This is a genomic window from Pseudonocardia halophobica (assembly GCF_027922425.1).
Taxonomy (GTDB): domain Bacteria; phylum Actinomycetota; class Actinomycetes; order Mycobacteriales; family Pseudonocardiaceae; genus Pseudonocardia; species Pseudonocardia halophobica.
Genome location: NZ_BSFQ01000020.1, coordinates 1 through 20,662 on the forward strand (window position 1 = coordinate 1; position 20,662 = coordinate 20,662).

General features: G+C 75.0%; 16 protein-coding genes and 1 pseudogene. 14 read left to right on the plus strand and 3 right to left on the minus strand.

The annotated features are described in order from the left end of the window. From PKE99_RS21705 to PKE99_RS21745, 9 genes and pseudogenes are all read left to right on the plus strand, one after another. A pseudogene (locus tag PKE99_RS21705) lies at positions 1-661 on the plus strand (hypothetical protein); the annotation flags it as partial. A gap of 107 nt (positions 662-768) precedes the next feature. Further along, a complete protein-coding gene (gene thrS / locus PKE99_RS21710; RefSeq protein ID WP_037044266.1) occupies positions 769-2,823 on the plus strand; it encodes a threonine--tRNA ligase in 2,055 nt (684 codons plus the stop codon). A gap of 48 nt (positions 2,824-2,871) precedes the next feature. Beyond that, positions 2,872-3,492, plus strand: a complete 621-nt coding sequence (locus PKE99_RS21715) for an HIT family protein (RefSeq protein WP_081924026.1) — start codon at positions 2,872-2,874, stop codon at positions 3,490-3,492. 67 nt (positions 3,493-3,559) lie between these two features. After that, entirely contained in the window at positions 3,560-4,192 is a 633-nt protein-coding gene (pgsA, locus tag PKE99_RS21720) for a phosphatidylinositol phosphate synthase (protein WP_037044553.1), read from the plus strand. Continuing rightward, on the plus strand, positions 4,189-5,073 hold the full coding sequence (locus tag PKE99_RS21725; RefSeq protein WP_037044268.1) for a phosphatidylinositol mannoside acyltransferase: 885 nt from the start codon (positions 4,189-4,191) through the stop codon (positions 5,071-5,073). Before pgsA ends, PKE99_RS21725 begins: the two co-directional genes overlap by 4 nt. Then, entirely contained in the window at positions 5,070-6,206 is a 1,137-nt protein-coding gene (locus PKE99_RS21730; protein ID WP_037044270.1) for a glycosyltransferase family 4 protein, read from the plus strand. Before PKE99_RS21725 ends, PKE99_RS21730 begins: the two co-directional genes overlap by 4 nt. Further along, positions 6,203-6,811, plus strand: coding sequence for a hypothetical protein (locus PKE99_RS21735; protein ID WP_051737229.1), 609 nt, complete (start codon positions 6,203-6,205; stop codon positions 6,809-6,811). The genes PKE99_RS21730 and PKE99_RS21735 overlap by 4 nt, the downstream gene beginning before the upstream one ends. A 134-nt stretch (positions 6,812-6,945) precedes the next feature. Further along, the gene (gene pdxS / locus PKE99_RS21740; RefSeq protein WP_037044273.1) at positions 6,946-7,875 is read left to right on the plus strand and encodes a pyridoxal 5'-phosphate synthase lyase subunit PdxS; all 930 of its coding nucleotides are present in this window, start codon (positions 6,946-6,948) and stop codon (positions 7,873-7,875) included. Between the two features lie 1,537 nt (positions 7,876-9,412). Continuing rightward, the gene (locus PKE99_RS21745; protein ID WP_156067446.1) at positions 9,413-10,366 is read left to right on the plus strand and encodes a glycoside hydrolase family 16 protein; all 954 of its coding nucleotides are present in this window, start codon (positions 9,413-9,415) and stop codon (positions 10,364-10,366) included. Between the two features lie 193 nt (positions 10,367-10,559). On the opposite strand, the gene PKE99_RS21750 is transcribed toward PKE99_RS21745, so the two are convergent. Then, positions 10,560-11,120, minus strand: coding sequence for a helix-turn-helix domain-containing protein (locus PKE99_RS21750; RefSeq protein WP_037044276.1), 561 nt, complete (start codon positions 11,118-11,120; stop codon positions 10,560-10,562). 53 nt (positions 11,121-11,173) lie between these two features. Between PKE99_RS21750 and PKE99_RS21755 the strand changes: the two genes are divergently transcribed. From PKE99_RS21755 to PKE99_RS21765, 3 genes are read left to right on the plus strand one after another with little or no spacing between them, the layout of a single operon-like run. Further along, complete coding sequence (locus tag PKE99_RS21755; RefSeq protein WP_037044278.1) at positions 11,174-11,854, plus strand: AzlC family ABC transporter permease; 681 nt, start codon at positions 11,174-11,176, stop codon at positions 11,852-11,854. Next, entirely contained in the window at positions 11,851-12,159 is a 309-nt protein-coding gene (locus PKE99_RS21760; RefSeq protein ID WP_037044280.1) for an AzlD domain-containing protein, read from the plus strand. The genes PKE99_RS21755 and PKE99_RS21760 overlap by 4 nt, the downstream gene beginning before the upstream one ends. A 36-nt stretch (positions 12,160-12,195) precedes the next feature. Next, complete coding sequence (locus PKE99_RS21765) at positions 12,196-14,418, plus strand: M28 family peptidase (protein WP_037044282.1); 2,223 nt, start codon at positions 12,196-12,198, stop codon at positions 14,416-14,418. A gap of 21 nt (positions 14,419-14,439) precedes the next feature. On the opposite strand, the gene PKE99_RS21770 is transcribed toward PKE99_RS21765, so the two are convergent. Further along, complete coding sequence (locus PKE99_RS21770; protein WP_051737232.1) at positions 14,440-15,099, minus strand: superoxide dismutase family protein; 660 nt, start codon at positions 15,097-15,099, stop codon at positions 14,440-14,442. 126 nt (positions 15,100-15,225) lie between these two features. Here PKE99_RS21770 and PKE99_RS21775 point away from each other — a divergent pair, with 126 nt between their 5' ends. After that, positions 15,226-16,671: an SDR family oxidoreductase gene (locus PKE99_RS21775; protein WP_037044283.1), complete on the plus strand. Its 1,446-nt coding sequence runs from the start codon at positions 15,226-15,228 to the stop codon at positions 16,669-16,671. Between the two features lie 235 nt (positions 16,672-16,906). Here PKE99_RS21775 and PKE99_RS21780 read toward each other — a convergent pair whose 3' ends face one another. Then, on the minus strand, positions 16,907-19,048 hold the full coding sequence (locus PKE99_RS21780; RefSeq protein ID WP_425566483.1) for an elongation factor G-like protein EF-G2: 2,142 nt from the start codon (positions 19,046-19,048) through the stop codon (positions 16,907-16,909). A gap of 159 nt (positions 19,049-19,207) precedes the next feature. Here PKE99_RS21780 and PKE99_RS21785 point away from each other — a divergent pair, with 159 nt between their 5' ends. Continuing rightward, on the plus strand, positions 19,208-20,617 hold the full coding sequence (locus PKE99_RS21785) for an NAD-dependent malic enzyme (protein WP_037044566.1): 1,410 nt from the start codon (positions 19,208-19,210) through the stop codon (positions 20,615-20,617). Positions 20,618-20,662: the final 45 nt, after the last annotated feature.

Below are 20,662 nucleotides of genomic sequence, written 5' to 3' on the forward strand. Positions count from 1 at the left end.
CCGCCCGGCGGGCGCGCCCGCCGGACCGGTTCCCGCCGGTCCGGCCCGCGTCGGTCCCGTTCCCGTCGGCGCGGCCAGCACCCCGGGCCCGAGCGGGGCTTTGCTCACCGCCCACGGTCGCCCCGGCGCGGGGACCGTCGGCCCGAACGGCGCACGGCCCGCCGCGCCGGGTACCTCGCCCGCCGGGTCGGGCCCGCGCCCGTCGGACGGCCGGTTCCCGGCTCCCGTCACCGCCGTCGACCTGGCCCGGCTCGTGCCGGCGAGCTCCGGCGCGGCACCCCGGGGCCACGGTGTCCCGGTCACCCGCGGCCCGTCCGGTGCCGGGGACCGTCCCGTCCCCACTGATCCCACCGGCGGCGGTCCCGACCGGAGCGACGAGCCCGCCGCAACCCCGCCGACGGCCCGGAACGAGACGGACCGGGGCGAGTCCGCCCCCGGTGGAACGGACCGGAGCACGTCGGACCGCAGCGAGGCCGGCCGGAGCACGTCCGACGCGGTCGGGACCGACGCGCCCGAGCTCGCCGGCCTCGCGGACCGTCCCGGCCTGAGCGCCGTGGACTGGTTCAGCCCGGTCACCCCCGGCAGCCCGCCCCCGCTCCGCCGGGTCGTGGCCGGGCCGGAGGAGTCGCACACGCACGTCGGGCTGCCGCACCGCTCCTGAGCAGCGGCCCGGCGACGTCCCGCGGGGCCGGGTGCCAGCGGGAAACCTGTCGGACCCGACCTCTAGCATCGAGTCACCAACCCGCACGGCTCTCCTGGAGGCACCTCGTGTCCGCTGTACCCGCCCCGCCCGCGTCCGCGCCGATCCTGGTGCCGGCCGGGACGACGGCCGGGGCCCGCGTCCGCGAGGGGGGCCTGCCGACCAGCGGGCCGCAGGCGGTCGTCGTCGTGAAGGACGCCGAGGGCACCCTCCGCGACCTGGCCTGGGCCCCGGAGGCCGATGCCGAGGTCGTCCCGGTCACCGCGGACTCCGACGAGGGCCGCAGCGTGATCCGGCACTCCGCGGCGCACGTGCTCGCGCAGGCGGTCCAGCAGCTGTACCCGGAGGCCAAGCTCGGCATCGGCCCGCCGATCACGGACGGCTTCTACTACGACTTCGACGTGGAGAAGCCCTTCACGCCGGAGGACCTGAAGAAGCTCGAGTCGACGATGAAGAAGATCGTCAAGTCCGGGCAGCGCTTCTCCCGCCGCCGCTTCGACTCGCTCGACGCGGCCCGCAAGGAGCTGGCCGACGAGCCGTACAAGCTCGAGCTGATCGACCTCAAGGGCACCGGCACCGAGGCGGACGACGAGGTCATGGAGGTCGACGCCACCGGCGAGCTGACCATCTACGACAACGTCCACGCCCACACCGGCGAGACCGTCTGGTCCGACCTCTGCCGCGGTCCGCACCTGCCCACCACGAAGTACATCCCGGCGTTCACCCTCACCCGGTCCGCCGCGGCGTACTGGCGGGGCAGCGAGAAGAACCCGCAGCTCCAGCGCATCTACGGCACCGCGTGGGAGTCGCAGGAGGCGCTCGACGCCCACCTGGAGCGCGTCGCCGAGGCCGAGCGCCGCGACCACCGCCGGCTGGGCGCCGAGCTGGACCTGTTCTCGTTCCCGGACCAGATCGGCTCGGGCCTCGCGGTCTTCCACCCCAAGGGCGGCGTGATCCGCAAGGAGCTGGAGGACTACTCCCGGCGCCGGCACGAGGAGGCGGGGTACGAGTTCGTCAACACCCCGCACATCACCAAGGGGCAGCTGTTCCGCACCTCGGGACACCTCGAGTGGTACGAGGAGGGCATGTACCCCGGCATGATCCTCGACGAGGAGCTCAACGCCGACGGGACGGTCCGCAAGCCCGGCCAGGACTACTACCTGAAGCCGATGAACTGCCCCATGCACAACCTGATCTTCGACGCGCGGGGGCGCAGCTACCGCGAGCTGCCGCTGCGGCTGTTCGAGTTCGGGACGGTGTACCGGTACGAGAAGTCCGGCGTGGTGCACGGCCTGACCCGCGCCCGCGGCTTCACCCAGGACGACGCGCACATCTACTGCACCGAGGAGCAGATGGAGGGCGAGATCGCCTCCCTGCTCGACTTCGTGCTGGGCCTGCTGCGCGACTACGGCCTCGACGACTTCTATCTCGAGCTCTCCACCCGCAACCCGGACAAGTCGATCGGCAGCGACGAGGACTGGGAGCGCGCCACCGACGTGCTGCGCAAGGTCGCCGAGGACACCGGCCTCACGCTCGTCGACGACCCGGGCGGCGCCGCGTTCTACGCCCCGAAGATCAGCGTCCAGACGAAGGACGCCATCGGCCGGAGCTGGCAGATGTCCACCATCCAGGTGGACCTGATGCTGCCGGACCGCTTCGACCTCGAGTACACGGCGTCGGACGGCTCCCGCAAGCGCCCGGTCATGATCCACCGCGCGCTGTTCGGTTCGATCGAGCGGTTCTTCGGCGTGCTGCTGGAGCACTATGCGGGCGCCTTCCCGGCGTGGCTGGCCCCGACCCAGGTCGTGGCGATCCCGGTCACGGACGAGCAGGTCCCGGCCGTGGAGGAGGTCGTGGCGCAGCTGCGGGCCAAGGGTGTGCGGGTCGAGCTCGACGCGGGCGACGACCGGATGCAGAAGAAGATCCGCACGCACACCCTGCAGAAGGTGCCGTTCCTGCTGCTCGCGGGCGCGCGGGACGTCGAGGCCGGTGCGGTGAGCTTCCGCTTCCGCGACGGCTCGCAGACCAACGGCGTGCCGGTGGCGCAGGCGGTCGAGGCCGTCACGAGCTGGATCGCGAGCCGCTCCAACGTCAGCCCGACCGCAGAGACCTTCACCCCGTGACCGGTGTCGCCACGGGCCGGGGGCGGGCGCGTGACTAGGATCGACGGCGTGTCCGAGCCCGAGCGGGAAGCCCCGGAGATCGAGGGCATCGAGGGGGTCGGCACGCCGGACGGGTTCCGCAGGCTGTGGACCCCGCACCGGCTGGCCTACATCAAGGAGGCCGGCGAGGGCGGGTGTCCGTTCTGCCGGATCCCGTCCCTGCCCGACGCCGAGGGCCTCGTCGTGGCGCGGGGACGGAGCGTGTTCGCGCTGCTCAACCTGCACCCGTACAACCCGGGGCACCTGATGGTGCTCCCGTACCGGCACGTCGCCGACCTCGAGGACCTCACGGCCGCCGAGTCCGCCGAGCTCACGCTGTTCACCCAGCGGGCGATCCGGGCGATGAAGAAGGTCGCGGCGCCGCACGCGTTCAACACCGGGCTCAACCTGGGCACGGTCGCGGGCGGCTCGCTGGCCGAGCACCTCCACCAGCACGTCGTGCCCCGGTGGGGCGGCGACGCGAACTTCATCGCCGTCGTCGGGCAGACGAAGGTGATCCCGCAGCTGTTGTCCGAGACCCGCGACCTGCTCGCCGGGGCCTGGGAGCCGGACTGGGAACCCACGGGCGACACGGTGGGCACGGACGGCGCCCGCGAGCCCGACACGGGGAGTGACCGGCCGCGGGACTAGGCTGGTCATCCGCACCGCCGACCGCGGCGGCGCGCCGCACGAGACCGGCAGGAGTCGGCCCCACCCGATGCTGAACGTCGTCGCCCGAGTCCACGTCAACCGGGTCACCGACCCGATCGGCCGCGCGCTGGTCGGGCGCGGGATCACGCCGGACGTCGTCACGGTCGTCGGCACGGTCGGTGCGTCCGCGGCCGCCCTGTGGTTCCTGCCGCGCGGCGAGCTGATCGTCGCCCCCTTCGTGATCACACTGTTCGTGCTGCTCGACCTGGTCGACGGCGCGATGGCCCGGGCCCGGGGAAGGGGCACCCCGTTCGGCGCGGTCCTCGACTCCACCTGCGACCGGGTCGCCGACGGCGCGCTGTTCGCCGGGGTCACCTGGTGGTGCCTCGGTATCGGTGAGGAGCGGGTGCTCGGGATCGCGGCGATGATCTGCCTGGTCTCGGCGCAGCTGATCTCGTACGTCAAGGCGCGGGCCGGGGGCGCCGGGCTGAACGCCGACGGCGGGCTGGTCGAGCGGGCCGAGCGGCTGATCGTCGTGCTGGTCGGGATCTTCCTGCAGGGCATCGGCGTGCCCTACGCCTTGCACGTGCTGCTGTGGGGGCTCGCCGCGGCGTCGGTCTGGACCGTCGGGCAGCGGATCGTGCTGGTGTACCGCAGCGCACAGGCCCTGTCGGCGGAGTCGCAGGAGCCTCCCTCGTGACCCTCGCGGAGCTCGGGTACACCGCGGCCTGGCGGCTGCTGCGGCACGTGCCGGCTCCCCTCTCCGAGGCCGGGTTCCGCGCGGGCGCCGACCTGGCCTGGCGGCGCGGGGGCGCGGGCGTCGAGCGGCTGCGCGGCAACCTGCGCCGGGTGCGGCCCGCGGCGTCGGAGGCGGAGCTGGACCGGCTCGTCCGCGCGGCGCTGCGCAGCTACGCCCGCTACTGGGGGGAGGCCTTCCGGCTCCCCGCGCTCGACCCGGCCACGATCCACGCCCGGCACTCGACGGCCACGGGCCTCGACGCCGCGATCACCGCCATGCAGGAGGGCCGTGGGGTCGTCCTCGCGCTGCCGCACGCGGGGAACTGGGACGTCGCCGGCGTCTACGTGATGGAGGAGCTGCGCCGGCACGGGCTCCCGGCGGAGATGACCACCGTCGTCGAGCGGCTGCGGCCGGAGTCGGTGTACCGGCGGTTCGTGGAGTACCGGGAGTCGCTCGGCTTCGAGATCGTCGCGCAGGACGACGGGCGGCGCGCCCACCTGGCGCTGACCCGACGCTTGCGGGCCGGGGGCCTGGTCTGCCTGATCGCCGACCGGGACCTCGCCGGCACCGGGATCGACGTGCCGTTCTTCCGCGACACGATCCGGCTCCCGTCGGGCCCGGCCTCGCTCTGCGCCCTGACCGGGGCCCAGCTGCACGCCGCAGTGACCTACTTCCGGCCCGGCGGCTGGGGCGCCACGGTGTCGCCGGCGATCGCGGTCCCGGACCGTGCCGCGGTGCCGAAGGCCACCCTCGAGCTGGCGCGCGCCTTCGAGGAGCACATCGCCGCGCACCTCGAGGACTGGCACATGCTCCAGGAGCTGACACCGGGGAGCCGCCGGTGAGGATCGGCATCGTGTGCCCCTACTCGCTCGACGTACCGGGCGGGGTGCAGACGCACGTCGTCGAGCTGGCGCGGGCGTTGCGCGACCTGGGGCACGCGGTCTCGGTCCTCGCACCGGCCGACGAGGACACCCCGGTCCCGGACTTCGTCACCTCCGCGGGCAAGGCGCTCGGCGTCCCGTACAACGGGTCGGTCGCGCGGGTGACGTTCGGCCCGGTGACCTACGCACGGGCCCGGCGCTGGCTGGAGAAGAACGCGTTCGACGTCCTCCACCTGCACGAACCCACCACGTTCTCGATCTCCGTGCTGGCCCTGCTCGCCGCCGAGGGCCCGATCGTCGCCACCTTCCACACCTCGACCGAGCGCTCCCGCACCCTGCACGCCTTCGGCGGGGTGCTGCGGCCGCTGATGGAGAAGGTCACCGCGCGGATCGCCGTGTCGTCGCTGGCCCGGCGGGTGCAGGTCGAGCACCTGGGCGGCGACGCCATCGAGATCCCCAACGGCGTCGACGTCGCCCGGTTCGCCGCCGCGCCGATGCTCCCGGGCTATCCCCGGACGCCCACCGTGGGGTTCGTCGGACGGTTCACCGAGTCGCGCAAGGGCATGCCGGTCCTGCTCGAGGCGCTCCGGTCGCTCGACGCGCGGCTGCTCGTCGTGGGGCGGGGGGACCCGGCGGACCTGCGACGCGAGGCCGGGCCGGTCGCCGACCGGCTCGACGTGCTCGGGGCCGTCGACGAGGACACCAAGGCCGCCGCGCTGCGCTCGGTCGACGTCTTCTGCGCGCCCAACCTCGGCGGGGAGAGCTTCGGCATGGTGCTCACCGAGGCGATGGCCGCCGGAGCGCCCGTCGTCGCGAGCGATCTGGAGTCGTTCCGACGGGTGCTGGGCGAGCCCGATCCCGCCGGGGTGCTGGTGCCCACCGGGGACGCCGGGGCGCTCGCCGGGGCTCTGCGTGAGCTGCTGGCGGACCCCGGTCGTCGGGCGGAGCTCTCCGCGGCGGGCCGCGTCCGGGCTGCCGACTTCGACTGGCCGGTCGTGGCGGCGCAGGTGCTGCAGGTCTACCAGGCGGCGGTCGCCGCGGACCCGCGGCAGGTCGTCGCCGGCCGGGAGGCCTATCCGGGGGGTGCGGCGTGAGCTGGGCCCTGGTGCTGCTCCTGGTCGTCGTGGTGGCCGTCGTCGTGGCGGTCACGGTGCTGTGCGTGGCACGGAGCCGCCGGCTGGACCGGCTGCACCAGCGCACCGACGCGGCACGCGTCGGGCTCGAGCGGTCGCTGGCCCGCCGGGCGGAGGTGGCGGTCCGGGTCGCCGAGGTGCTCGACGCGCCGCGAGCCGGACCCGGCAGTGTCCCGGCGGCGCTCGACGAGGCCGCCCGCGCTGCCGGCGCCGGCACCGTCCGCGGCCTGCCCCGGCGCAGCGAGGACGGCATCGAGGCGCGCGAGATCGTCGAGAACGCGCTGTCCCGGGCCCTCGGCACGGTCGACCGGGCGCGGCTCGACCCGGCGCTGCGCTCCGAGCTGGCCGACGCGGAGCGGCTCGTCGTCCTGGCCCGGCGGGTGCACAACGACGCAGTGCGGGACACCCTCGATCTGCGGTCGCGCCGGCTCGTCCGGTGGTTGCGGCTGCACGGCACCGCGCCGCTGCCCGGGTACTTCGAGATCGCCGAGTCGGCGGCGGGGCCGGCCGGCGCGGTGCGGCCGGTCGTGCGGCCGGTGCTGCGGCCCACCGACCCGGTCGGCTGACGGGCGGTTGAGGGGTGCGCCACCTGCGGGCGTGACCGCCCCGGGGCGACGCGTACCATCGACGGACGGGCCGCCGACCAGCGGCGGCAGCATGCCCGGGGTCCCGGGAACCGTACCGAGAAGGAGCACCGAAAGTGTCGTCCGAGCAGGCCCAGTCCGACACCGCCGCCGGCACCGCCAGCACCGAGCTCGGCACGGCCCGCGTCAAGCGCGGCATGGCCGAGATGCTCAAGGGCGGCGTGATCATGGACGTCGTCACGCCGGAGCAGGCGAAGATCGCCGAGGACGCCGGCGCCGTCGCCGTCATGGCGCTCGAGCGCGTGCCGGCGGACATCCGCGCGCAGGGCGGCGTGGCGCGCATGAGCGATCCCGACATGATCCAGGGGATCATCGAGTCGGTCTCGATCCCGGTGATGGCCAAGGCGCGCATCGGGCACTTCGTCGAGGCGCAGGTGCTGCAGTCCCTCGGCGTCGACTACGTCGACGAGTCCGAGGTGCTCACCCCGGCCGACGAGGCGCACCACATCGACAAGTGGGCGTTCACCGTGCCGTTCGTGTGCGGCGCGACCAACCTGGGCGAGGCGCTGCGCCGCATCTCCGAGGGTGCGGCCATGATCCGCTCGAAGGGCGAGGCCGGCACCGGCAACGTCGTCGAGGCGACCCGGCACATGCGCCAGATCCGCGCGGACATCCGCCGGCTCGGCACCCTGGATGAGGCGGAGCTGTTCATCGCGGCCAAGGAGCTGCGGGCGCCGGTGCAGCTGGTCGCCGAGATCGCGAAGGCCGGCAAGCTGCCGGTCACGCTGTTCACCGCGGGCGGCATCGCCACCCCGGCCGACGCGGCGATGATGATGCAGCTCGGCGCCGAGGGCGTGTTCGTGGGCTCGGGCATCTTCAAGTCCGGCGACCCGGCGCAGCGCGCCGCGGCGATCGTCAAGGCCACCACGTTCTTCGACGACCCGGACGTGATCGCGAAGGTCTCGCGCGGGCTGGGCGAGGCGATGGTCGGGATCAACATCCCGGACCTGCCGGCCGAGCAGCGCTACGCCGCGCGCGGTTGGTGAGCTGACACCTCTCCGGACGCCCCGCCTCGTGCGGGGCGTTCGGCGTTCTCGGGGTCGTCCGCGTCCGGGCACGGAGGGTGGTCGTCGCGTCGACCGTCCTTGCGCGCCGGTGTTCTGCTGACCTGGCGCGGTCACCCGATCGTGCCGGCAGATCTCCGTCCGACGTCGATGGCTGCCGCTCGTCGCTCTGCGTGAACCGGAAACCGCGAATCGTACAAACCTCCGCCTAGGCACAGTGTCACCCGGTGCGGTTCACACGTCGCACGACGTGGTGAACCAGCGGCACTCGGTGACTGTGTGCGTTCTAGGGTCCCTGTGACAGTTGGGATTTGAGTGGTGGAGGAGTCGGATGAGGCGATACGTGACCATCGGCGGCATCGTCGCCACGGCGATGATCGCGGGCTCGGTGGCGGCGTTCGCGGCGCCGACGGCCCCGGCCCCGGCCGCGGCGGACTGCAGACCCCCGGCTGCGGCGGCCGGGCCCGCCGACCCCGGTGCGGGATCAGGGAGCGGGAGCATGGCCGCTGCGCCGCAGGAGACGGGTGGCGACGGCTCGGGCGCGGCCGGGGGGCCGGGCGGCGCGGGGGAGCAGCCCGGGGGCAGTGGCTCCGGCGCCAGTGGTTCCGGTGAAGACGGGTCGGGCGGCGGCTCCGGGTCAGGTGCTGGGGACGGATCCGGCGGCTCGGACGACCACGGTTCTGCTGGTCAGGGATCCGACGACCACGGGTCCGACGACCACGGTTCGGGCCGGGGCGATGACCATGGTTCGGGCGGCTCGGACCGCGGCGACGCCGGTGAGCAGGCCTCGGGCGATCACGGCGACTCCGCCGACTCCGGTGCTGGCGACTCCGGTTCGGGTGACTCGCACTCCGACGACCACGGCGGTCCCGGCAGCGGTTCGGGCTCGGGTGGCTCGGATGACTCCGGTGGTTCGGACGGCTCCGGTGGGGCGGACGGCTCCGGTGGGGCGGACTCGGGGATGCACGGCGACTCCGGCGGGGCGTCGGACGAGGGCGCACCGGCGGCTCCCGCCGACCCTGATGGAGCGAACGGTGCTGCCTCGAGCGCCACGATTGCGCCGCTGGGCGGCGTACCCGCAGCTCAGTCCCCGGCCCGGGCGGGAGTGGTGACCGCCCCTCCGGCGGGCCCCGGTCAGGGAACACAGGACCCGGCCGCGCCCGGGGCGACTGTCCCCGGCGCTGCGCCGACTCCCGGCACCGCGACTGCTCCTGGCGCTGCGTCCGCACCCGATACCGCGACCGCTCCTGGCACCGCGACCGCTCCTGGCACCGCGACCGCTCCGGGCACCGCGACCGCTCCTGGCACCGCGACCGCTCCCGGCACGGCGCAGGGATCCGCGACCGCACCGGCCGCTCCGTCCCCGACCGCTCCCGGCACCGCGCCGGGATCCGCGACCGCACCGGCCGCTCCGAACCCGACTGCGCCGGGCGCGGGCGCCCCGAGTGCCGGTCTGGTCCCGAACCCGGCGCCCGCCCCGTGCCCTCCCGACGCGGGTGCGGACACCAGCGCGGCGGTGATGCACAACTGGGGTGAGCCGAACCGCGTCGACGAGTTCGACGGCACCTCGCTGAGCGACGAGTGGGAGCCCTACGACGGCGCGGGCCACAACGGCGCCGGCCGTCGCTCGCCCGACGCCTTCTCGGTCAAGGACGGCGTCCTCACCGTCACCGGCACCCCTGACGGCACGACCGGGGGAATGGCCTGGGGCAAGGGCCAGCAGTACGGCCGCTGGGAGGGCCGGGTGAAGGCGCCGGCCGCCGACCCGAGCTACCACGCGCTGCTGCTGCTGTGGCCCGACGCGGAGAACTGGCCCGTCGGCGGCGAGGTCGACTTCATGGAGATGTCGGACTCGAAGCGCCAGTCCACGGACATGTTCCTGCACTACGGCGAGGACAACCAGCAGGTCCAGGGGAGCGTCGACGTCGACGCCACCCAGTGGCACAACTGGGCGGTCGAGTGGACCCCCGAGCACATCGCCGCGTTCGTCGACGGCAAGGAGTGGTGGCGCACGGACGACACCTCGATCCTCCCGCCCGGCCCGATGCACCTCACGGTCCAGCTCGACTGGTTCCCGGAGGGCGGCGGCGATGTCACGCAGTCCGAGATGCAGATCGACTGGATCAAGCAATACCCGCTCAGCGGCACCGAGACCGCCGGGGGCGAGGTCGCGCACGCGAAGGACCTGGCGCACGACGCCGCCGGCGAGGCCGTCGAGGGCGCCTCCGACGTCGCCCGCGCACCGATCGCGAACGGAGTCCGCGCAGCCGAGGGTGTTGCGGACCGCGCGACCGCAGCCGCGGAGGGTGCTGTCGATCTGGCCGGGGAGGCCGTCGAGGCGGTGGCGCCGCAGGGTCGGCTGACCGAGGGCGCTCCGGACGCCCTGCTCGGCCCGGCCGGCGTCGATCCCGGGGCGACCGACACCTCGGACCCGAGGCGGGGGCTGGTGCCGGACGCGGTCCTTGCGGGCTGACGGCCCACCGGTGAAGCGGCCGTCCGACGGGCGGCCGCTTCGTCGTGTCCCACCTCCCGAGAGAGCCGACTCGGCCGCCCGAAACTGTCGACTCGCGGTGCCGGAACTCCCGACTCGCGGTGCCGGAACTCGCGACTCGCGGTGCCGGAACTCCCGACTCGCGGGGGCTGCGGTGCGGCTCCGGTACCGACGGCTACACGTACTCCATCACCAGCACCGCGGCGGTGCCGGGTTCGAGGGCCTGGTAGGCGTGGGGGCGGTCGCCGGGGAAGCAGGCGTAGTCCCCGAGGCCCAGCTCCACCTCCTCGCCCTCCGGCCCCGCCAGCCACCGCCCCGCCGTGACGACCATGTGCTCGGTCGTGCCGGGGATGTGCGCGTGCGCGGTGCGGGCCGGGCCGGGTTCGGCCGTGATCACGTGCAGGTCCCGGCGGGCCCCGGGCGGGCAGGCCGCGAGCAGGGTGCCGGTGAAGGGCGAGTGTTCGCTCGGGATCACCACGCCCTCCCCGGCCCGCACCACCCGCACGGTCCGCGCGGGCGGGTCGACCAGCCGGGAGAACGGGACGTCGAGCACCACGGCGATCGCCCACAGCGTCTCGACGCTCGGGTTCCCCGCACCCGCCTCGAGCTGCGACAGGGTCGACTTGGCGATCCCCGCCCGCCGCGCGAGCTCGCCGAGCGACAGCTCGCGCCGGGTCCGCTCGCGCCGCACCGCAGAGGCGATGGCCGCGAGCGGCGTCCCCTCCGTTCGGTTCATCGGTCTCCTTATCCGGTTTGACGAACGCCACGACGGTGTTCATCCTAACGGCCATGTGTTCGGCACGGCGAACGGCTCTGGAGCGCGGCGACCTCCGGGACGCCCTGGCGCTCGGGGCGGCGATCACGGTCGTCGGGATGTCCTTCGGCGCCCTGGCGGCGGCCGCCGGGGTGCCGCCGGTGCTGACCGTGGCCATGTCGGTGCTGGTCTTCGCGGGCGGCTCGCAGTTCCTCGCGGTCGCGGTGGTCGCCGCGGGCGGGGCGCCGATCGCCGCGGTGGCGGCCGGGCTGCTGCTGAACCTGCGGCACCTGCCGTTCGGGCTGGCGATCGGCGACCTCGCGGGCCGGACGCTCCCGGCCCGGCTCCTCGGCGCCCACATCCTGATCGACGAGAACGTCGCCTTCGCCCGGGCACGGGGGAGCGGCCCGCGCGCCCGGGCGGCCTACCGGACGTGCGGGGCGCTGTTGTTCCTCGGCTGGAACGCCGGGACCGTCGTCGGCCTGCTGGCCGGCTCGGCGGTGCCGGACCCGGCGTCGTTCGGGGTCGACGCGGCCTTCCCGGCCGCCCTGCTCGCGCTCCTGCTGCCCTCGCTGCGGGCGCCCGACGCCCGCCGGGTCGGCCTCGGCGCGGCCGTCGTCGCGCTCGCCGCCACGCCCTTCCTCCCGCCCGGGTTGCCGGTCCTGGTCGCGCTCCTGGCCCTGGTCCTCGCCGGCCGGACGGAGGTGGAGCGATGACCTGGGCCGCCGTCCTCGCCCTCGCTGCCGGCACCTACCTCGTGCGGCTCGCCGGCATCCTCTTGCGCGACAAGGTCACGCTCCCGGCGCGGCTCGCCCGGCTCACCGACCTCGGGGCGACCGCCCTGCTGGTCGCCCTGGTCGCGACCGCCGCGCTGACGGAGGCCGGCGGGTTCGCCGGCTGGGCCCGGCCCGCGGGCGTCCTCGTCGGTGGGGTGGCGGCGTGGCTGAAGGTGCCGTTCGTGCTGGTCGTGGTCCTGGCCGCGGGAACCACGGCGGGCCTTCGCGCCCTCGGGGTCGCCTGACTCGCAAGATCGGGACCGAGCCGCGAGACTGCGCGCGTGCCGCGCCCGCTCGCCCCGCTCCTCGCCTGGCTCCTGGTCCTCGCGGCCGGCGTCGCCGCCGTCGTCACGATCCTCCCGCCGACGCCCGAGCGCGACCCCGCCGCGCCCGGGCCGTCCGCCGCCCGGGCCTTCGCCGACGTGGAGCGCATCGCCGTGCGCCCGCACGTCGCCGGCTCGCCCGCCAACGACGCCGTGCGCGGGTACGTGGTGAGCACCCTGCGGGACATGGGGTTCGCACCGCGGGTGCAGGACACGGTCGGCGTCGACGCCGGGTCCCTCGGCGACGGGACTGCGGCCGCCGCCCACGTCCGCAACGTGATCACGACGGTGCCCGGGACCGCGTCGACCGGGCGGGTGTTCCTCGTGGCGCACCATGACTCCGTCCAGGCCGGCCCCGGCGCGAACGACGACGGCGCGGGCACGGCGACCCTGCTCGAGACGGCCCGGTGGCTGCGGGCCCACCCGCCGCGCAACGACGTCGTCCTCGTCTCGACGGACGCCGAGGAGGCCTGCCTGTGCGGGGCGGAGGCGTTCGTCGCGGAGGCGCCGGAGGCTGCCGACGGCGGGGTGGTGCTCAACGTCGAGGCCCGCGGCACGTCCGGCCCCGTGATCATGTTCGAGACCACGCCGGGCAACGGCGCCGTGGTGCGGGAGTTCGCGGCGGCGGCCCCGCACCCCGTCGCGACCAGCTTCGCGGTGGAGGTCTACCGGATCCTGCCGAACGACACCGACTTCAGCCCCTTCCGCGACGCCGGCCGCTTCACCGGGCTGAACAGCGCGTACATCGACGGGAGCGCGGCCTACCACGGGCCGCAGGACGTCCCGGCGCGGATGGACCTCGGGTCGCTGCAGATGCACCTGGACAACACGACGGCGCTGGTGTCGCGGCTCGGGACCGTCGACCTTGCCGCCGTGCGGGCGGAGTCCGCCGACGCGACGTACTTCCCGGTCGTCGGCCACCTGGTCCGCTACCCGGACGCGCTGGTCGTGCCGCTCGCGGTCCTCGCGGTCGTCGCGGTCGCGGGCTTCGCCCTGGTCGCGCTCCGCCGGGGCCCGACGACGGGGCGACGGCTGCTGGCCGGGACGGCCGCCGGGCTCGTGCCGCTCGTGGTCGCACCGGCGCTCGCCCAGCTCGCCTGGCTGGGCCTCACCGCCCTGCGGCCGGGCTATGCGGCGCTGCGCGACCCGTGGCAGCCGGGCTGGGGCCGGGTCGCGCTGGCCTGCCTGGTCACGGCCGTGGTGCTGGCGTGGTTCGCCCTGCTGCGCAACCGGATCGGGGCGACGGCGCTGGCCGTCGGCGGGCTGGCCTGGCTGGCGGTGCTGGGCGTGGTCCTGGCGGTGGCGGCGCCGGGCGGCTCGTACCTGACCGCCCTGCCGGCGTTGGCAGGCGGCGTCGCGGGCATGATCGGCGGCCGGATCGCCGAGGTCGTGGCGGGGGTGGTCGCCGTGCTGGTCCTGGTTCCGACGGCCGTGCTGTTCCTGCCGGCGCTGGGCCTGTCCGTCGCCGCGGTCCCGGCCTTCGTGATGGCCCTGCTCGGCCTCGCGCTCGTCCCGCTGCTGGACCTCCTGCCGGTGCCCCGGCTCACGCCCGCCGTGGCCCTGGCGGCCGCGCTCGTCCTCGGTGCGACGGGCTTCGCGCGCAACGCCTTCGACGCCACGCAGCTCGCCCCGAGCCAGCTCGTGTACCTGCTCGACGCCGACGCGCGCACGGCCCGCTGGGTCAGCGCGGAGGCCCGCCCCGGGCCGTGGACCGCCGGCTACGTCGACGGCCGCGAGGAGCTCGACCTGCCGGGATTCGGGGGTACCCACGCGACCGGCCCGGCGCTCCCGGCGGACCTGCCGCCCGCGACCGTGACCGCGACCCGCGAGGGCCGGACGGTCACCGCGCGGATCAGCCCGCAGCGCGCGGTCCGCTTCGTGGCCCTGCGCAGTGAAGGGGGCGTGGTCACCGAGGCCGAGATCGGGACAGGGGTGGCGGGCACGCCCGTGCCCGTCCGCGACGGCCGCCTCGACCTGCTGTTCCACGCCCCGCCGCCCGAGGGTCTGGAACTCCGCCTCACCCTGCGCGACGTGCCCGCCGGTGACCTGCGCCTGCAGGTCACCGACGGGTCCGACGGGCTTGACGGGCTGCCCGGGTTCCGGCCCCGGCCACCGGACGTCGGCGTGGCGGGCAGCCACACGAGCGAGCTCGTCGCGGTGACGAGCTCCCACCCGCTCTGAGCGTGCGAGCGCAGGGATCCGTCAGGCGAAGTCGACGGTCACGCAGCCGACGCGGTCACCCGCGGTCCCGGCCTTGCCCGGCTCGGTCGCCGTCTTCATCGCGTGGATCACGACGGACTGCGGCGCGGCCTGGTCGGTGAACGCCCACTGGGCCTGCGTGGCGGTGACCGAGGCGGCGCCCTGCGCATCCGTGGTGAAGTCCAGCCACACCTCGTTCTGGGGGTTGGCGTAGGCCGGGTCGACGCTCGGGCTCACCGGGTCGGCGACGTGCTGGAAGTGCGGGCCGGAGTCCGCGGCGGCGGGGCCGCAGGGCTTCTGGTGGGCGTGCGAGCCGTACGTGCGGTTCGGCACCAGGCCCGTGACCGCGAGGGTGACGGTGGAGCTGGTGCCCTCGGTCGACGACGTGACCTTCGCCGTGGCGCCGGCCGGCACCAGCTCGGGGTTGTAGGTGATCGCGTCACCGGTGGTGGCGAACGTCGCCTCGACGTCGACGTCGTCCCCGGCGGAGCCGCTCGCGGCCGGGGCCGCCGGGGCCGCCGGGGCGGCCTGGGCCGTCGTCGCGGCCGGCGTGCCGGTCTCGGTCGACGGCGTCTGCGACGGCGACGAACAGCCGACGAGCGCGACGGACAGGACGGCCAGCGCCGGGAGGGCGAGGCGGTGGAGGGTGCGTGGTGGGACCATGAATCAGACATACCCCACGGGGGTGTGATCATCGGGTACCGCCGCGCCCGGTAGCCCGATCGTGGCGCCGGAGGTCCGGCGGGCGGGGACGAGCGGTCCGGCCGGTGATCGGGGACGATCGGGCCCGTGCGAGTTCTCGTGATCGGGGCGACGGGCTACGTCGGCACGCGGCTGGTGCCGCGGCTGCTCGCGGAGGGGCACGCCGTCCGCTGTCTGGTGCGGTCGCCGGAGCGGCTGGCGCGGACCGGCTTCGCCGACCGGGTGGAGGTCGTGCGGGGGAGCGTGGGCGACGCCGCCCCGACCGGGGAGGCGTGTCGCGGCGTCGACGCCGTCGTCCACCTCGTGCACTCCATGGACGGGCCGGACTTCGCCGACCGCGACCGGCTCGCAGCCCACACGCTCGCCGCGGCGGCCGAGGCCGGGGGCGTGCGGCGGATCGTCTACCTGGGCGGGCTGCAGCCCACCGGCGAGGCCAACTCCGCCCACCTCGGGTCGCGGAACGAGGTCGGCGAGATCCTGCGGGCCGGCGCGGTGCCCACCGCGGTGCTGCAGGCCGGGATCGTCGTCGGCCGGGGGTCGGCGAGCTTCGAGATGATCCGGCACCTCGCCGAGACGGTCTTCGGCGGCCCGCCGGTCCTCCCGCTGCCGGACCAGGCGTGGAACCGCATCCAGCCGATCGCGATCGACGACGTCCTGTACTGGCTCACCGCCTGCCTGCGGCTGCCGCCGGAGGTGAACCGGGCGTTCGACGTCGGCGGGCCGGAAGCGCCCAGCTACGTCGAGCTGCTGCGCGGGTACGCCCGCGAGGCCGGCCTGGCCCGCGCCCTCACCGTTCCGGTCCCGGTCGCCGCGCCGCGGCTGGGCGCTCGGGCGATCGAGGCGCTCACCCCGGTCGACCGGGAGCTCGCCGGGCCGCTGCTCGAGTCGATGGCCTACGACCTCGTCTGTCGTGAGTCGGACCTGTCCGCGCTGGTCGGGGAGCCGCCCGGCGGCCGGACGCCGTACCGCGAGGCGGTGCGCCGGGCCCTCGCCGAGGAGGGGTCGGCGGGGCCGGCGGCCACCGACCCCGAGGGGTCCGGCCCGCCCGCGCTGACCGGCCGGCACGTCGAGGAGGTCGACGCGCCGCCCGAGGTCCTGTGGTCCGTGGTCGCGGGGCTGGGCGGCGACGAGGGCTGGCACACCGTGCCCGGGGCGTGGGCGCTGCGGCAGCGGCTCGACGGCCTGGTCGGCGGCGTCGGGCTGCGGCGCGGCCGGCCCGAGCGGCTCGAGCCGGGCGCGCCGGTCGACTGGTGGCGGGTCGAGGAGGTGGACCAGGGGCACGCCCTCGGGCTGCGCGCGGAGACCCGGCTGCCGGGGGTCGCGCGGCTGCGGATGACGGTCGAACCCGCCGGCCGCGGGGTGAGCCGCTACACGCAGACCGTCACGTTCCGTCCCCGGGGGCTCGCGGGGCGCGTCTACTGGTACGCGCAGAAGCCGGGACACGACCTGATCTTCGGCGTGATGGCCCGGATGGTGGCCTTCGAGGCGGAGCGCCGCGCGGACCAGCATCGGCGCCCGAACGGCCGAGGATGATCCTCAGGAACACCGTTACCCAACGCGAGATCGTTGCGCCTGCATCTGTCGTTACCACTGCGTAACGTGAGATTTCCCGGGTTGACCGGGCGCGGGCGTCACCGAGAGCATTCGCCGCAGCCGTCCGCTCCCCGCAACGGCTGCGCCCGACCGGACCGACCCCCGACGGTCCCGGCGGGTTCGCCACGAGCCGTCGCGAGCGGCGCCCGCCGGCGCCGCTCGCGACGGCCGGCCGCTACTTCTCCCCGTACCGCGCGAAGGCCCGCGTGAACGTGGCCGTCCCGGAGGTCATCGCCCGCAGGTCCACCGCGTAGCGCAGCAGCTCCTCGGACGGCACCTCGGCACGGACCACGGTGCGCCCCGCCGTGTCCGTCGGCTCGGTGCCCAGCACCCGCCCGCGGCGCGACGACAGGTCGCCGAGCACGACCCCGAGGTGGTCGTCGAGGATCGTGACGGCGACCTCGTCGACCTGCTCCAGGAGCGTCACCCCGCAGGCCTCGGCGGCCTCGCGGAGCGCGAGCGCCCCGGCGGTCTGGAAGGCGGCGTCGGACGAGTCGACGCTGTGCGCCTTGCCGTCGACGAGCGTCGCCCGGATGTCGACGACGGGGTGCGGCGGCGCGTCCGGTCCCTCCGACGGCGCGGTGAGACCCCGCTCGAGCTGCGCCCGGATGCCCTTCTCGACGCTCGGGACGTACTGCGTCGGCACCGACCCGCCGACCACGGCGGACTTGAACTCGAAGCCGGACCCGCGGGGGAGCGGCTCGAACTCGACGTGGCAGATCGCGTACTGGCCGTGCCCGCCGGACTGCTTGACGTGCCGGCCCGTCACCTTCGCCTTGTGGTCCAGCGTGACCCGCATCGGCACCCGCACGGGCTCGGTGTCGACGTTGGCCCCGGCCTCGCGCAGCCGGGACAGCACGACGTCCGCGTGCGCCTCGCCGGTGCACCACAGCACCGTCTGGTGGGTCTCCGGATTGCGCTCCAGGATCAGCCCCGGGTCCGCCGCGACCAGCTTGCCGAGCGTGCGGGCGAGCGCGTCCTCGTCGCTGCGGTCCTTCGCCACGACGGCGATCGGCAGCAACGGTTCCGGCAGGTCCCAGGCCCGCAGCAGCAGCGGGTGCTCGGCGTCGGACACGGTGTCGCCGGTCTCGGCCCCGGACAGCTTGGTCAGCGCGCAGATGTCGCCGGCCACGCAGGTCTCGGTCTCCTGCAGCGTGGATCCGAGCGGGGTGTAGAGGTGACTGAGCCGGTCGTCCGAGTCGTGGCCGGGTGGGAACGCGCTCGCGTCCTCCGGACTGGTCCGCGGGGCCGGGACGTGCCCGCTGACGTGCACGGACGTGTCCGGCCGCAGCGTCCCGGAGAACACGCGGACCAGCGAGACCCGGCCGACGTACGCGTCGGCCGAGGTGCGCACGACCTCGGCGGCCAGCGGACCGCCGGGGTCCGCGGTGAGCGCGTCGTGCGCGCCGCCGTCGATCGTCGACACCATCGGCAGGGGGCGTTCCAACGGGGACGGGAACCCGCCCGCGAGCAGTTCGAGGAGGGCGTCGAGCCCGACGCCGCTGGCCGAGCAGACCGGCACGACGGGGTGGAAGGCGCCGCGCGCGACGGCCGTCTCCAGGTCGTCGATCAGCACCGCCGTGTCGATGTCCTCGCCGCCGAGGTAGCGCTCCATGAGCGTCTCGTCCTCGGACTGCTCGATGATCCCCTCGATCAGCGTGGCCCGGGCCTCCTCCGCCCCGGCCGGCGCCGCGCCCTCGGGGGTCTGGCTCAGCAGGCCGTACAGGCCGCCCTGGTCGGCGGAGATGGGCAGGTAGAGCGGCGCGACCCCGCCGAACGCCTCCTGGCAGGCGATCTGGGTCGCCTCGACGTCGGCCCGCGCCTGGTCGCACCGCGCGACGACGAGCGCCCGGGGCGTCCCGACGGCGGCGCACTCCTGCCACAACGCGATCGTCCCGGCGTCGATGCCCTCGCCGTCCGCGCCCGCGATCGCCGGGACGACGAAGAGCGCGGCGTCCGCGGCCCGCAGGCCGGCGCGCAGCTCCCCGACGAAGTCCCCGTAGCCGGGCGTGTCGATGAGGTTGATCTTGAGCTCGCCGTGCCGCAGCGGCGCGACGGCGAGCGTGACGGAACGGTGCTGGCGGACGGCGGCCGGGTCGTGGTCGCACACGGTCGTCCCGTCGAGCACGCTGCCCTGCCGGGGGATCACGCCGGTGTGCGCGAGCAGCGCCTCCACCAGCGTCGTCTTCCCCGACCCGGACGGCCCGACGAGGGCGACGTTCCGGATGAGCGAGGGATCGGTGACCGGCGCCCCGATCCCGTCTGATGCTCCACGCTGGCCGGTCTTGGGGTCTGATCTGACGGTCACTGCGACCACCTCCGCTGGGGTGCACTCCGATGTGCTGCGGGTCACAGCCGATTCCACTCCCCTCGTCGCGCGGGCACAACCCCGCGCACAGGGTCCGCCTCAAGCCTTGCCCAATCCGGTCGCGGCGCGCGCGGGATCACACGGCGGGCGCGAGTAGGGTCCGTGGCCGTGCCCATACCCGGTCCCGGATACGCCATCACCGTCCGCGTCGAGGCCCCGGCCTCCGCCAGCGCCGCCGGGGATCTGGCCGTGGCGGTCGGCAACGTCGGCGGGGTCGTGACCGCGTTCGACGTCGTCGAGGCCCGGACGGCCACGATCGTCGTCGACATCTCCTGCAACGCCCTCAACCAGGACCACGCCGAGGAGATCACCGCCGCGCTCGGCGCGGTGCCCGGCGTGCACGTGCGCAAGGTGTCCGACCGGACCTTCCTGATCCACCTCGGCGGCAAGCTCGAGGTGCAGTCGAAGGTCGCGCTGCGCAACCGCGACGACCTCTCCCGCGCCTACACCCCCGGCGTCGCCCGGGTCTGCCAGGCGATCGCGGCGAACCCGTCCGACGCGCGCCGGCTCACGATCAAGCGCAACACCGTCGCCGTGGTCACCGACGGCTCGGCGGTGCTGGGGCTGGGCAACCTCGGCGCGGCCGCGGCGATGCCGGTCATGGAGGGCAAGGCGGCGCTGTTCAAGCGGTTCGCCGGGGTCGACGCCTGGCCGGTCGCGCTGGACACCCAGGACACCGAGGAGATCATCCGCACCGTGGAGGTCATCGCCCCGGCGTACGGCGGGATCAACCTGGAGGACATCGCCGCGCCGCGCTGCTTCGAGATCGAGCGCCGGCTGCGCGAGATGCTCGACATCCCGGTCTTCCACGACGACCAGCACGGCACCGCGGTCGTCGTCCTCGGGGCGCTGCGCAACGCGCTGCGGGTGGTCGGAAAGAAGATCACCGACTGCACGATCGTGGTGTGCGGGGTGGGCGCGGCCGGGTCGGCGATCATCCGGCTGCTGCAGTCGGAGAAGCCGGGCGACGTGCTCGCCGTCGACATCGACGGGATCGTGCACTCCGGCCGCCCGGGCCTCGACGACAACCTGGCCTCGATCGCCGAGCAGACCAACCACCGGGGCCGGCAGGGGTCGCTGGCCGACGCGCTGGTCGGGGCGGACGTGTTCATCGGCGTCTCCGCGCCGAACCTGTTCGGGGCCGAGGAGCTCGCCACGATGGCCGACGACGCGATCGTGTTCGCGCTGGCCAACCCGGACCCGGAGATCGACCCGTCGGTCGCGATGCACCACGCGGCCGTGGTCGCCACGGGCCGCTCGGACTACCCGAACCAGATCAACAACGTGCTCGCTTTCCCGGGGGTGTTCCGCGGCCTGCTCGACGCGCAGGCCCACGACATCACCGACCGGATGCTGCTCGCGGCCGCGGCGGCCATCGCGGACGTGGTGCACGAACCCAACGCCAGCTTCATCGTGCCCAGCGTGTTCGACCCGTCGGTGGCCCCCGCCGTCGCCGAGGCGGTCCGGCACGCCGCGCAGGAGGCCGCGCGGGCGGGCGAGGTCGCCGCCGGGCAGTGATCGGCGGGTGGGCCGCATCACCGTCTACCCTGGTAGACGTGGTGA